Origin of the sequence: Paenibacillus sp. 19GGS1-52 (genome assembly GCF_022369515.1) — a bacterium.
GTDB lineage: Bacteria > Bacillota > Bacilli > Paenibacillales > Paenibacillaceae > Paenibacillus_AQ.
Map to the genome: position 1 here is coordinate 2,345,835 of NZ_CP059724.1, position 13,606 is coordinate 2,359,440.

Genomic DNA, 13,606 nt, shown 5'->3' on the forward strand with positions numbered 1-13,606 from the left:
GAACCCAAATTGGGGGCGGACTCCTCGTCCCCCTTTTTTTACTTTAAGGGGGACATCCATGTTTAAGAGACTCAGAGAGCTTGCGCCTACATCCATCCGGCACAAGTTAATTATTGCTTCTATAGCTTGCATCCTTGTTCCCGCGGCCCTAACTCTAATCATATATAATTCTTTGACTCAGGAGGCAGTGCAGAGGCAGGCCATATCCAATGCGGAGGATTCATTAAAGCTGGTGAACGGCTCAGTGATCAACAGGTTGAAGGGCATGCTGACGATTGCCAATTACGTACAGGTGAATCCAGGGTTGAAAGCCTATCTAAAGTTAGTAGCCTCAAATAATGAAGTCGGAGATAAATATCAAAGATTTATGGACGCAAACCGCGTGCTTGAACAGCTGGATAGCCTGACGTTTGTAGGCGAGGCAAGTTATGTCACCGTCTTGCTGACTAACGACTCGTATTTCATGAATTATTCAGTCAGCGATTACAAGCCTTTGGATATTAAGAAGAAAGCCTGGTTTGAGAAGCTGACGGAGTTAAGGGGTTTGGATTCCTATTGGATTGGCGTCGAACCCACGGATTATTCTTATGACAAGTTCGATCATCCGTATCAAGTGACGCTTGCCCGCACCTTGAGGCTGGACAGCGGAGGTATTTACGGGTACGTAGTTGTAACCATCATGGAGGATCAGCTCAATCATATATTCGGCAACCTGTCAGCAGGGCAGAAGGTTGTCCTGCTGGATGAAGCTGGAACCATCGTGTCCGGCGGTGATGCGGGCAGTATCGGTAAGCCCTTTCCCTATGCCGCGGCAACGAATGGTGTGAAGGAATCGTCAATAGTATCCATAGCTGGGGATAAATATCTGGTGGCACAGCAGCAGATTCCCTTCAACGGCTGGCGGCTGGTGCTGATGCAGCCATATAAGGAAAGCATCGTAGATATCAGCTCGATTTTTAATCGGGTATTTGTCATTCAGCTAATTTCATTCTTTATATTTCTACTGCTGCTGATTACGCTGGTTAGAGCTTTCACAAAGCCATTGGTACGTCTGGGTAAAGTGACGACGGCGGTACAGCGTGGCAATCTGATGGTGCGCTCCGGCGTAAGAGGAAATGATGAGATTGGGCGACTGGGCTTCTTGTTCGATCAAATGCTGGACCGGGTTAAGGAAATGATTGTCGAAGTGTCCGATACTCAGGCGCGCAAAAGAAAAGCGGAGCTAAAAATGCTGCAGGCACAGATCAATCCCCATTTTCTCTTCAACGTGCTGAATTCGATCCGCATGAAGGTGATGAAGCGAGGAGACCCGGAGAGCGCAAAGATGATCGGTTCCCTGTCCATGCTGCTCCGTATGACGATTAGCCGTGAGGAGGATGAAATTTCCCTGCACGAGGAAATGGATCTGGTCGCTCATTATGTAGCTTTAATGAACCTGAGGCAAAAGGAAGAGGCGGAGCTTCAGCTGGATATTGCTCCAGAAGCTTTTCTCATTAAAGTACCACGCTTCTTTCTCCAGCCGCTCGTTGAGAACGCACTCATTCATGGGCTTAGCCAGCAGCCTGGGCTGATTAGCATTCGGGCGATCATGCAGGAGAAGTATGTTCTACTTACGGTTGAGGATAATGGACGGGGGATGGATGCCTTACAGCTGGAACGCATCTATCGGAAAATGGATTCGAGTGAAGGTTCGCTTCCTGACAAGGAGGAGGGGAACAGCTCGTTCTCAGGTATGGGCCTGCACAATGTTGTTGAGCGGATGAGAATACTATTCGGGGATGCTTTTGACATTAAAATGTACAGTGAGCTGGGAAAAGGGACCGCTATCGAGATGCATATTCCACATAGGGAGGAGTTGCGGGATGTATAATGTCATGCTGGTGGACGATGATTATCCCGTCATTGAGCTGTTATCCGAGACGATCAAGTGGGAAGAGCTTGGCTTCCGCCTGATGGGAATGCACGAGAATGGCCAAAGTGCCTGGGAGCATGCACAATTGGAGATGCCGGATATTTTAATTACGGATATTGGGATGCCGCGAATGAATGGACTAGAATTATCTGCCCGAATCAAGGAGCGGAAGCCAGGTGTGCGGATTGCAATTTTATCCTGCCATAACGAGTTTCAATATGCACAGGCGGCGATGCGCTTAAACGTGCAGGACTACTTGCTGAAGGATGCGCTGGACCCTGAGGATCTGGTTCAATTATTGCGCAGATTCAAACTATCTATGGACGAGGAGAATCAGGCGGGCTGGGAGAATTCACGCATGAAGCATCGGTTCGGAGAGACGAGAGAGCTGCGCAAGGAGCAGAGCATCAAGAACTTTATTCATCAGCCTTTGCTCTCATCTGAGAAGTGGCGGGTAGAAGCTGCGGAGTACGGATTGTTTGAGAATGGGGAATACTGCCTGCCCGCTATTGCCTATTTGGAGGATTACCGCCATGTTAAATACCGTTTCACTTCAGATCAGACGCTGCATTTTGCTGTGAGCAATGTTATGAATGAAGTGCTGGACGGGATGAAGCCCAAAGGATTGTATGTTGGTTATAATGTGAAGGCTTCGTTTCTGCTATTCTCCTATAAGCCAGGACTCCAGACTAATATCTATGCGGAAGCGGCAGCCAGCCTGAAGATGATTCAGGCTACCTTGTTCCGAGTGCTCAAGATTAACATGTCCTTCATTACAGGCGAGGGTTGTGAAACGCCTGAGGCGCTGAAGATGTGTTTGAATGAGCTGGTAGGCGGCGAAGAGCAGCGATTCTATCTGGAGCAGAGAGAGATTTGCAAGAAGAAGCCTGTGTTGGAAGCGGGCATCAGGCAAAGTCTATTCACCTACTATGATGAGGCTAGTACAGAGTTGCGGGAGGTGCTGCTGGGCAGACAGCCGGATCAGGCGCGCGTGGTGTCAGAGAAGTGGATCTCACTTATCAGACAGGAGCGATATCCGTCAGAGACAGTCAAGGATTGGACGCTAAAGCTACTGCTTGATTTGAAGCTGAAGCTGCATTCGCTGCAGTCCGTCCGCCCTGCCTATTCAGCAGATACCCTGCATAAAGAAATTGTGGATATTGATTCACTGTCGGCTCTGCAGGAGTGGCTAAATAATCATCTGGAATCCATCGTTGCTGCCAAAGGAGCAGGGGCTGGAGCAAGCAAAAGAGTAGAAGTTAAAGAGGCCTGTCAGTATGTTTCCCTCCGCCTCGGCTCAAGGATCAGTCTGGATGAGGTCGCAGATCACCTGCATTTGAATGCGAGCTATTTTAGCAGGCTGTTCAAGAAGGAGACGGGGATTACCTTTATCGAATATATTACTAGACTGAAAATGGAAAGAGCCAAGGAACTGCTCGACGGAACGAATTGCAGCGTGGGTGAAATCTGTGAACAGCTTGGATATGACAACCAGAGTTATTTTATTAAGACCTTTAAGGTGCATACAGGAGTTACTCCGGTGGAGTATCGGGGTTAGACAAGTATTCAATGAAGGGCGGAGTGAAATGGAGAGGTTCGAGTTGTTCCCGATAGTCTCTACAATGGAGCCAGTAGATCTTCGGCTGTATTACCCAGACGGTGATCAGGAAAGCTTCTGGCGCTCGGTAAGGGAGTCCCCGCTATATGAGAACGAGCGCTCTGAGATTCGTGCGGAAGGGAACCGTTTGCGTGGTTTGCCTATTCCTGAGCTCACTTATTCGCTATTTTCAATATATTCTCGTTTGGGGTCAAGGCTGGAATATGAGCGGGTTTATTTTGAACGAAGAAGAATTCTGAATACTTCTGTGTTTCTGACCTTACTAGAGCCGGAACGGGAAGAGCATCTGACTGCTCTTGAAGATATCCTCTGGTCAATCTGCAATGAGTACACCTGGTGTCTGCCGGCTCATGTGGGGGAGAACCCTATTACGGAGACGATTGACCTGTTCTCGGCAGAGACGGGCTTTGCGCTCAGTGAGATAAGCTGTCTTCTTGGAGAACGGCTGCCTTCCTTGCTGCAATTCCGCATTAGGGAGAATGTAATCAAGCGATTGTTCATGCCATATTTAACCAGCGGACCTTACCATTGGGAGACCGCTACACATAATTGGGCTGCGGTCTGTTCAGGTTCGATTGGCGCGGCTGCTCTCCTGATGCTGAAGGACTCTGAAATACTCACCGACATTCTATTGAAGGTGCAGGGCACTATGGAATATTATCTGCAGGGCTTCGGTGAAGACGGAGCTTGTCTGGAGGGACTGGGTTACTGGAATTATGGGTTTGGTTATTTCGTCTATTATGCGGATCTTCTCTGTAAACGCAGCCTTGGAGAAATCGATCGGTTTAAGCGTGAGCAGGTTCAAAGCATCGCTATGTTTCAGCAGAAATGTTTTCTCGGTGGAGAGCTTGTCGCCAATTTCTCTGATTCGCAAGCCGTGGGCAGCGTACAGCTCGGACTTAGTCATTATATAGCAGCTGTTTTTCCTGAAGTGGAAGCGCCACCATTATCGCTTAGAGCTGCATATAGTGAGGATCACTGCAGCCGCTGGGCTCCGGCCTTTCGAAATTTGATTTGGAAAGATTCGATCCATGCACGGGTAGAGTGGGGGAGTGCCAGCTATTATCTGCCAGATGCGCAGTGGCTACTGTCCCGTCATGTTAGTGAAGCCGGAGCGTTTGGTTTCGCTGCTAAAGGCGGCAGCAATGATGAGCCGCATAACCATAATGATCTCGGTCAATTCATCCTCCTCGGGGAGGGGACGGTTTATCTCTCTGATCTGGGCAGTGGTGAATATAAGGCAGGTTATTTCGGGGCAGAAAGGTATTCCCATGATTGCAATGGCTCGCAGGGTCATAGCGTGCCTATTATCGATGGGCAATATCAGATTGCGGGTGCGGAGTCTTCTGCTAGGGTGCTGGAAGCTTCCACTTCTCCAGAGGAAGATATGCTGGTATTGGAGTTGGCGCAGGCTTACGCTCATGAAAGTCTCCAAAGTTTGACTCGTTCCTTTGTGTGGCGGACCGGGGAACTGCCTTCTTTAACGCTGAGTGATGAGTTCCACTTTAACAAAGCTCCGGCAGCACTGATTGAGCGGATGGTGACCTTTTGTCTGCCTGTAGTTGACAAAGGGTTTGTAATCCTTAAAGGACTGAAGACGCGGAGCCTTTGCATTGCCTATGATGATCATCTGTTGCATCCGGAGATTTCGGTACACACCTTCCATGACCACTTCGGAGTGGAGAAGGCCTGGTATGGTGTTGATTTTCAGGTTAGAAAGCCAAGCACGGAAGCACGGTATGAGTTTGAATTCCAATTCATAAATAATTCTAAATAAAAGAATGGCGGTGGCTAAAGATGACGGCTGAAACTAAGCTGGAATGGGTAGAGGAAGCGTGGAGTAAGGCACTGGAGAAGACACAGAAGAACAGCCTGCGTATTGGCGCGGGATTTCCTCATGCTGCCCAAGGCGGGAAATATGTACTGGAGGAGCCATTTTGGTGGACGGCGGGTTTCTGGCCAGGACAGCTGTGGCTGCTATATAACGAAAGTGGAGATGAGTCACTGAAGGTCATTGCTGAAGAGTGTGAGCAGCGGCTGGATGCAGTGCTGAACGAATATGTGCGCCTGGATCATGATCTCGGTTTCATGTGGACATTAACGAGTGTGGCTTCGTACAAGCTGCTTGGGAATGAAGCCTCCAAGATCAGAGCCCTTAAAGCGGCGAATTTCCTGGCAGCCCGCTTTAATCTGAAGGGAAACTTCATCCGGGCGTGGAATCCGTGGTTCGAAGGCGAGGACAATCGGGGATACGCCATCATCGACTGTGCCATGAATATGCCGCTGCTATTCTGGGCATCAGAGGTCACTGGAGATCCACGTTACCGTCATATCGCCGAGGCGCATATGGATACCGTGGTGAAGCATTTCATTCGTCCGGACGGATCGGTGTATCATATCGTCCGTTTTGATGCGGAAACTGGAGCATTCATCGAAGGCATTGGTGGACAGGGTTATGCCGCAGAATCCGCCTGGTCGCGGGGAACCGCATGGGCCATCTACGGGTTGACGCTGGCGTATCATCATACTGGCAAGAGTGAGTATCTTTATACAGCGCAAAAGGTCGCCCATTTCTTCCTAGCTCGCCTACCTGAGGATCATGTGCCGCATTGGGATTTCCGCGCACCGGCGGAAGATCGTGTGTTCCGCGATTCATCGGCTGGAGCTTGCGCTGCAAGCGGCTTGCTGCTGCTGGCTGACAAGGTCGGAGAGCTGGAGGCGCCTGTATATCGGGAGCCTGCTATCAAGATGCTGGAATCTCTGTACCGCAATTACGGTACATGGGGTAATGATGCCGAGGAAGGTTTGATTCTTCACGGTACAAGCAATTATCCGGCTGGACAGAATATTGATGTTCCGTTAATCTACGGGGATTTCTTCTACGTTGAAGGCTTGGCCCGACTGAAAGGTAAAGGTCCTTTCTATTGGGAGTAGGCAGCAAGAATAGTTGTACTTGTGTTGGCTTAAAGCGGGAGTATGCCGAGATTTAGCTGTACGCAATACAACTAAAGTCAATTGATCGGTTCATTTTTCCATAATAAGTGTAAAGAGTGCAGTTACGGCTAACTTGGCGTTCAAACCCTGCGCGGATGCTTAGATGCTTGGATCTAAAACTTTCTATATAGGAGTAACTTGAAGTATTTTTTTGATTGTAAAAAGTACAATAGATATCTCTTTTTTTCGGCTTAAAAGGCATTCTATTGCACTTTGTGCAGTTGAATTCTGGTAATTGAGCATAAAAGGTTTTATTTTAGATTTTCTATTGCACAGAGTGCAGTAGAAATGGAATCTGATACGGTTCGTGTTGAATCTACTGCACAAAGTGCAATAGAACCGTCCGTGTGAGCAGGTTAAGTTTAGCTGCTTATGAGGTTAGGTGCTGAGAACTGGAATCTAGCGAAGCGTGGCTCCGCAAACTTTTAAGGGAGAGAAAAGTGATGAGTAAGTTAATAAGTAATCCTCTGGGGGACATTGCAACAAATCCGCTGGAAACGAAGGCCGATCTGCAAAAGGCATTTCGTCAGCTTGTATATCCGCTGAAACCCCATTACAGCGCGGGAAGAGCTCGATTGAAGCTGGGAGTGACTGGAGTCCACTACGGTCCTGCGATTGCCGAAATGGAGGGATTCTCTAGAGTTTTGTGGGGAATTGTACCTTTGCTTGCGGGAGGCGGAGAAGATGAACTCTGGGGGGTATGTCTGGATGGTATTCGCAGCGGGACAGATCCAGCGCATAAGGAATACTGGGGAGCAGTAGCCGATTACGATCAGCGGCTTGTGGAGATGGCGGCGTTTGGATTCGCACTATCTCTGATTCCGGAACGAATATGGGGTCCATTGAACGAGCGGGAACGCTCCAACCTCTATGAGTGGTTGAACCAGATCAATACTCATCCCTGTTATGACTGCAACTGGTTATTTTTCAACGTGCTGGTCAATATGGGATTCCATAAAGCAGGACTTCCCTATGACGCTGAGCAAATGGAACGTAATTTGTTGCGCATTGATGATTTTTATTTATCCAAGGGCTGGTACAGCGATGGTGTAGGTGGGCATATTGATTATTATGTTCCGTTTGCCCTTCATTATTATGGTCTGCTGTACGCCAAGCTGATGGGGAACGAGGACCCAGAGCGGGCCCGTGTATTCAAGGAGAGAGCTGTGGAATTTGCTGGAGAGTTCCTTCAGTGGTTCGCTCCAGACGGCTCTGCACTTCCATACGGAAGAAGTCTGACTTACCGGTTCGCGCAGTCCGCTTTCTGGGGCGCATTGGCCTATGCTGAGGTTGATGTTCTGCCCTATGGCGTGATCAAAGGTCTTGTCCTGCGTAATTTGCGCTGGTGGTTCCAGCAGCCGATCTTTGATGCTGAAGGTGTGCTGACCATTGGTTATGCCTACCCGAACCTGGTTATGGCCGAGAACTATAATTCGCCGGGCTCCCCGTATTGGTCACTGAAGTCCTTTTTGCCGCTTGCACTAGCGGAGGATCATCCTTTCTGGCAGGCAGAAGAGCTGCCACTTCCTGAACTGGCGAAATTGTCGGTACAGCGCCCTGCTCATCTTGTGATTTGCCGTCAAGTAAGTACAGGCCATCTAGTTGCCTTTAACAGTGGTCATCTCACAACGAATGAGCATACACATACTTCGGCAAAATATGAGAAGTTTGCGTACTCAACGGCATTTGGTTTCAGCGTTCCCCGTTCTGAATGGGGGCTGGCCCAAGGAGCATTCGACTCGATGCTGGCACTTAGTGAAGGCAACGACAATCTGTTTCGGGTGAGAAGAATGAGTGAGGTCTCACAGATCGAAGACAATGTACTATTCGCCAAGTGGAAGCCTTGGTCCGATGTTGAAGTGCAAACTTGGGTCGTGGCCGGTCTTCCTTGGCATATCCGCATTCACCGTGTGCACACTTCAAGAGTTCTGGAGGCTGCTGAGGGAGGATTTACCGTAAAGCTGGATCTTGATCTACAGGAGATTACTCCTGCAGGTGGGACCGGGATTGGGGCAATCTGTAGTCAGGGACGAAGCGAAATTCGCAATATGTTGGGCTACGACCAATCTGAACTAATCCGACCTCATACCAACACCAATGTATTGCAGCCACGAACTGCAATCCCTACCTTGCGGACGACTCTAACACCCGGAACGCATTGGCTCGTCGCAGCAATCTATGGTGAACCTAATGTGGCTATTGAAGCGGCACCACAAGAACCTCCAGCAGAACAATTGAATGTGAGTATAGGTGATCGGGAAATTACCATTACTACTTCTAATGGCAAGCATATAATCATTGCGTTGGACAAGTAGACTTATGTTATAATACTTATTCGAAATGGCAGTTCAGCACCGGAAATTCTTCGGTGCTGGGCTGTTTATTTTTGTGGGAAAGAGGATTATCATTGAAAGAAAGGTATATTTAGGGGGAATCTGATTATGTTTGAAAGATTTAATGCAGATGATAGGGTGTTGTCCGGCAAGGCATTTGCACAAGATGAGCTTCAACACAATTTGATTCATTTTATCAGTGGGATTGTGGATGCCACCAAGCTTAAATCTAGCGACGGAAATCTGATCTTTACCCAGTCCGCTGGGCATAATCCTTGGCTATGGGTGTCAAACGAGCTTGAACCTGAACAGCGGGAAAAGCTTGTACAGGAGTTGGTGGAGTATGTGAAGGATGATGGTTATCGTGGAATATCCGCGGAGCCGGATACGGCGAAGCTGTTTGCCAGAGCTTTTTGTGAAGTTAAGGGAGCTCTCTTTCATACCTCGATGATGCTGGAAGCCTATCATTGTCCTGAAGTGATTAAGCCTCTGAACGTCAGAGGACATCTGCAGCAAGCAGCTATGGAACATACCGCTACGATCGCGGGATTTATGGCAGGTTTCTCGGAGGATGCGTTTGGTATGCAGGCAGCCAAACTTGAGATTTTGCTGTCAATGGCTGAAGAAGCGGCTGGTTCCGGCCAAATGTTTCTATGGATGGTTGATGGAACTCCCGTATCTATGGCTAAGATAGCTCATCGCTCAACCAAGCTCGCCCGCATTAACGATGTGTATACCTTACCGTTTCACCGTAAACAAGGATATGCCAGCGCACTCGTGGCCGAATTATGTGCACAATTACTCCAAGAGAAGTTAACACCGATGCTCTATGCCGATGCCAAGAACCCTGATTCCAACAAGGTCTATCAGTCGATAGGATTTGTGGAGGCAGGGAGAATTGCAGATATAAAGTTTGATTAGTGGAGAATGAAGGTATTCTTATTAGGAGGGCAAGATGCAACGGATTCTAATCATTGGGTCGGCAGGGGCGGGTAAATCAACATTGAGCAAGAAGCTTGGAGCTATATTACATATTCCTGTTATCCATCTTGATAAGTACTATTGGAAGCCGAATTGGGTCGCATCCGAGAATCTGGAGTGGGATCTGTTCGTGGAGGAGCAGACGGCGCAGGAGGCGTGGATCATGGACGGCAATTACTCTCGAACACTTAAGATGAGGCTGGAAAAGGCGGATACAGTTATTTTTTTGGATATGTCGAGAGCACTATGCATTTACCGTGTAATAAAGCGTCGTATTCAATACAATGGATCAACTCGTTCGGATATGAATGAGGGGTGCAGAGAGCAGTTGGATTGGGAATTTATCCGTTGGATCTGGAACTTTAAGAAACGCTCCAGGTTGAAGATTGTTAGTGCACTGAGAGAAACTGACGGGGAGAAGCAGGTGATCATTCTGGATAGCCGTGCAAAGATTCAGATATTCTTGGAGCAACTCTCTTTTCGAGAAATTTGACTTGTAGCGCTCACGTTGACTATGCTAATACAAAGTAAAATCAGTTAACACTTTTGTACAAGTGTTTGCAGTCAGGGGGTTAGGGAAATGGAGAGGCTGCAGGTCTGGCCGGAGAAGTTCAGAAAGTTTTTTTTGAACAATAAATTTGTGGTATCCTTGCTTATTTTATTACTGATAGGAATTAATGTAATGGTATTCTCCAAGATATCGTTTATCTTTAAGCCTGTCATTGTATTGCTGCACACGGTAGCGGGGCCATTGTTGTTAACGGGTATCGCATATTACCTACTTAATCCGCTGGTAGACCGACTGGAGAGAAGAAGCGGGGTCAAACGCGCGTATGGAATTGTAATTCTGTATTTGCTGATTGCCGGGATCATAACTCTGGTGCTGTTGACGGTTATTCCTATTATTCGCACCCAGTTAGTAGGCTTGATCGATAATTTCCCTAAGTACAGCGCTCAGATCCAGGAACAGTTCTGGGATATGACCGGCAGCAAGTTATTTGGGCAGATTCAGCAGAATGTAGGAACCGATTTTACGGATATTACGAGTAGGGTCACAACCTGGACTACGTCCTTCCTAAACAATGCTTTGAATGGTGTGGGAAGTTTTGTAGGAGCATTAACGGAGATTGTGCTGGCAGTGGTGACTACTCCATTTATATTATTTTACCTGCTTCGGGATGGGAAAAAGCTTCCTGAATTCATTCTGAGATTCATTCCTACAAGACTGCAGCATCAGACTAAATTGGTCATGTCTGAAATGAATAGCCAAGTTGCTTCCTATATTCGTGGGCAAATTATCGTCAGCTGCTGTATCGGTGTGCTGCTTTATATCGGCTATCTCATTATTGGTCTGGAGTATTCGCTTGTACTGGCAATAGCTGCTGCCTGTACTGCAGTTGTGCCCTATCTCGGTCCGGCGATTGCCATTGCACCTGCCTTAATCGTAGCGTTAGTCACCTCACCGTTTATGTTCCTGAAGTTAGTCTTCGTCTGGACAGCCGTGCAGTTAATTGAAGGCAAGTTCATCTCGCCGCAAATTATGGGGAAGTCCCTGAAGATTCATCCGATCTCGATTATTTTTGTTATTATATTTGCCGGTAAAATGTTCGGAATTCTTGGCATCATCCTCGCAGTACCTGGTTATGCGGTATTCAAGGTAGTGTGTACACATGTCTTTCAGTATTTCCACTTACGTTCAGGGTTATATAATAAGATTGAAGAGGAAGAGGAAAAAGAATAACACGAAAGGATGATTGCAATGAAAGGACCTGTAGCAGTAACCACTTACGGTGAACTTCAAGGAAGACAAGAGAATGGCGTAAACGTCTGGCGCGGTGTCCCTTTTGCACAACCTCCTGTCGGAGAGCTTCGCTTTCGTGCGCCGCAGCCACCGGAGTCCTGGATTGGACTCCGAGACGCTTCCGAATTCGGTCCGGTCAGCCCGCAGCCCCTAGATAGCCGGGGTACCCGATTTGGCGGGGGGAATCCGCCACATTCGGAGGATTGCCTCTACTTAAATATTTGGGCACCTGCTAATGGTGGCAAAGAGCTGCCGGTTATGGTCTGGATTCATGGCGGGACCTTTATTACTGGAGCAGGCAGTCAACCGTTATTCGATGGGACCAGCTTTGCTGCCCGTGGCAATGTCATTGTGGTATCTATAAACTACCGGCTTGGACCGTTTGGATTTCTGCATTTATCTCCACTGGGAGACGGATTAGCCTCCAATCAAGGACTGCTGGATCAGATCGCGGCGCTCACGTGGGTGCAGCGTGATATTGCTGCCTTTGGCGGCGATCCCAAGCGTGTAACGGTATTCGGTGAGTCCGCAGGCAGCATGAGTATTGCTGCCTTGCTGGCGATGCCTGCCGCGAAAGGTTTGTTCGCTGGTGCAATCATGCAAAGCGGAGCGGCCCAAACGCTGCAGTCCGGACAGGCGGATGCTATTGCAGCTGCATTGCTGGCCGAGCTTGGGATCTTTTCCGCTAGCGGGGCTGGATTGCTCCGTTCTCTTCCGGCAGAGACGATTATTGCAGCCGCTGAACGAATGACCTACAAGCTGTCCGGCGATTCACTCAGCATGTTCTTTCAGCCGGTAATTGAACCGTTCACACTGCCGGAGAATCCGGCGGATGCCTTAGCGAAGGGTTCGGCAAGTGGCATCCCGCTGCTCATTGGAACCAATCGGCATGAGGGGAATCTGTTCTTTCGTGAGGGTTCCGCAGCTGGCTTCGAGCAATCACTTCAAGCACTCGAACTGCTTATGGGAACAGGGAATCTGTCAGAGGTCGCTCGCCATTATCCAGCATCATGGGAGGGGCAGGCTGAAATCCTGACGGATCTTTACTTCTGGAGTAGTTCGGTAGTCTTCGCAGAGAGTCAACAGGCTCATGCTCCTGTCTGGATGTACCGGTTCGACTGGATCGTTCCCGGTCATCCGTTTTTTGGCAAAGCAGTACACGGTGCGGAAATCGCCTATGTGTTTAATAATCTGTCTTTATTGTCACAGTTTGGATTAGAGATTACACCTTCTATGACAAGTATGGCAGAAGCTATGCAGGAGGCTTGGATTGCTTTTGCGCACTGCGGAGATCCAGGCACGACTCAACAACCTTGGCCGCAATACAGACCGGGGGATCGTGCTACTCTTATTTTTGATAAAAAAATTCGTATTGTGCATGATCCTGAACCGGAGAAGCGTAAGCGTCTAATCCATAATATGGGGAGGAACAGTCTATGACAGCTATCCAGGAGGCAGGACACAGGCATCTACAACGTGTATTAAGCCATACTCACTGGGCTAATCTAGAGATATTAGCGGCATTGCAGAAAGCAGATACTGTACCGGAGAAGTTAATCTCGGTATTTGGCCATCTGCTCTCCGCGGAAAAGGTCTGGCTGGAACGCCTGAATGAAAGAGACAGCTCATCCTTGAGCATCTGGCCCATCTCTCGGCTTGCGGAGTGTGGGGCTCTCATTCAGGAGAATTATAGCGGATATCTGATGTTCCTAGAACAGCTTAAGGATACCGATTTGGATACCCTGATCCCTTACCAGAACAGTAAAGGAATAGCTTTTAGCACATCTATTTTTGATATTTTGAGTCATGTATCCTTGCACGGAAGCTATCATCGCGGTCAGATCTCCTCGTACCTGCGTTTGGAAGGTTATGAGCCTGTAAATACGGATTATATAAACTTTTCTAGACTTGAGGAATACGAAGCTTAAAGATCATCCCATAATATACAAAAGGGTCGTATTCAAAGT

10 protein-coding genes are annotated in these 13,606 nt (G+C 48.3%); all 10 read left to right on the forward strand.

Going from position 1 to position 13,606, the window contains the following annotated elements:
* The first annotated feature begins 58 nt into the window (after nt 1-58).
* A complete protein-coding gene (locus H1230_RS11020) occupies nt 59-1,870 on the forward strand; it encodes a sensor histidine kinase (RefSeq protein ID WP_239715511.1) in 1,812 nt (603 codons plus the stop codon).
* Nucleotides 1,863-3,470, forward strand: coding sequence for a response regulator transcription factor (locus H1230_RS11025; protein ID WP_239715512.1), 1,608 nt, complete (start codon nt 1,863-1,865; stop codon nt 3,468-3,470). Before H1230_RS11020 ends, H1230_RS11025 begins: the two co-directional genes overlap by 8 nt.
* A 28-nt stretch (nt 3,471-3,498) precedes the next feature.
* Nucleotides 3,499-5,307, forward strand: coding sequence for a heparinase II/III family protein (locus tag H1230_RS11030; protein WP_239715513.1), 1,809 nt, complete (start codon nt 3,499-3,501; stop codon nt 5,305-5,307).
* Between the two features lie 20 nt (nt 5,308-5,327).
* Nucleotides 5,328-6,464: a glycoside hydrolase family 88 protein gene (locus H1230_RS11035; protein WP_239715514.1), complete on the forward strand. Its 1,137-nt coding sequence runs from the start codon at nt 5,328-5,330 to the stop codon at nt 6,462-6,464.
* Nucleotides 6,465-6,967: 503 nt separating this feature from the next.
* Nucleotides 6,968-8,839 (forward strand): DUF2264 domain-containing protein, encoded by a 1,872-nt coding sequence (locus H1230_RS11040; RefSeq protein ID WP_239715515.1) that lies wholly within the window; start codon nt 6,968-6,970, stop codon nt 8,837-8,839.
* Nucleotides 8,840-8,965: 126 nt separating this feature from the next.
* On the forward strand, nt 8,966-9,778 hold the full coding sequence (locus H1230_RS11045) for a GNAT family N-acetyltransferase (protein ID WP_239715516.1): 813 nt from the start codon (nt 8,966-8,968) through the stop codon (nt 9,776-9,778).
* 34 nt (nt 9,779-9,812) lie between these two features.
* Entirely contained in the window at nt 9,813-10,331 is a 519-nt protein-coding gene (locus H1230_RS11050; RefSeq protein ID WP_239715517.1) for a DNA topology modulation protein, read from the forward strand.
* Between the two features lie 87 nt (nt 10,332-10,418).
* Entirely contained in the window at nt 10,419-11,579 is a 1,161-nt protein-coding gene (locus H1230_RS11055; RefSeq protein WP_239715518.1) for an AI-2E family transporter, read from the forward strand.
* A gap of 18 nt (nt 11,580-11,597) precedes the next feature.
* Nucleotides 11,598-13,079 (forward strand): carboxylesterase/lipase family protein, encoded by a 1,482-nt coding sequence (locus H1230_RS11060; protein WP_239715519.1) that lies wholly within the window; start codon nt 11,598-11,600, stop codon nt 13,077-13,079.
* On the forward strand, nt 13,076-13,567 hold the full coding sequence (locus tag H1230_RS11065) for a DinB family protein (protein WP_239715520.1): 492 nt from the start codon (nt 13,076-13,078) through the stop codon (nt 13,565-13,567). Before H1230_RS11060 ends, H1230_RS11065 begins: the two co-directional genes overlap by 4 nt.
* The last annotated feature ends 39 nt before the right edge of the window (nt 13,568-13,606 follow it).

What these genes read in the sequence shown, in the direction of transcription:
- H1230_RS11020 (WP_239715511.1), top strand. Translation starts at nt 59, where the DNA reads ATGTTTAAGAGACTCAGAGAGCTTGCGCCTACATCCATCCGGCACAAG.
- H1230_RS11055 (WP_239715518.1), top strand. Translation starts at nt 10,419, where the DNA reads ATGGAGAGGCTGCAGGTCTGGCCGGAGAAGTTCAGAAAGTTTTTTTTG.
- H1230_RS11035 (WP_239715514.1), top strand. Translation starts at nt 5,328, where the DNA reads ATGACGGCTGAAACTAAGCTGGAATGGGTAGAGGAAGCGTGGAGTAAG.
- H1230_RS11065 (WP_239715520.1), top strand. Translation starts at nt 13,076, where the DNA reads ATGACAGCTATCCAGGAGGCAGGACACAGGCATCTACAACGTGTATTA.
- H1230_RS11040 (WP_239715515.1), top strand. Translation starts at nt 6,968, where the DNA reads ATGAGTAAGTTAATAAGTAATCCTCTGGGGGACATTGCAACAAATCCG.
- H1230_RS11060 (WP_239715519.1), top strand. Translation starts at nt 11,598, where the DNA reads ATGAAAGGACCTGTAGCAGTAACCACTTACGGTGAACTTCAAGGAAGA.
- H1230_RS11050 (WP_239715517.1), top strand. Translation starts at nt 9,813, where the DNA reads ATGCAACGGATTCTAATCATTGGGTCGGCAGGGGCGGGTAAATCAACA.
- H1230_RS11045 (WP_239715516.1), top strand. Translation starts at nt 8,966, where the DNA reads ATGTTTGAAAGATTTAATGCAGATGATAGGGTGTTGTCCGGCAAGGCA.
- H1230_RS11025 (WP_239715512.1), top strand. Translation starts at nt 1,863, where the DNA reads ATGTATAATGTCATGCTGGTGGACGATGATTATCCCGTCATTGAGCTG.
- H1230_RS11030 (WP_239715513.1), top strand. Translation starts at nt 3,499, where the DNA reads ATGGAGAGGTTCGAGTTGTTCCCGATAGTCTCTACAATGGAGCCAGTA.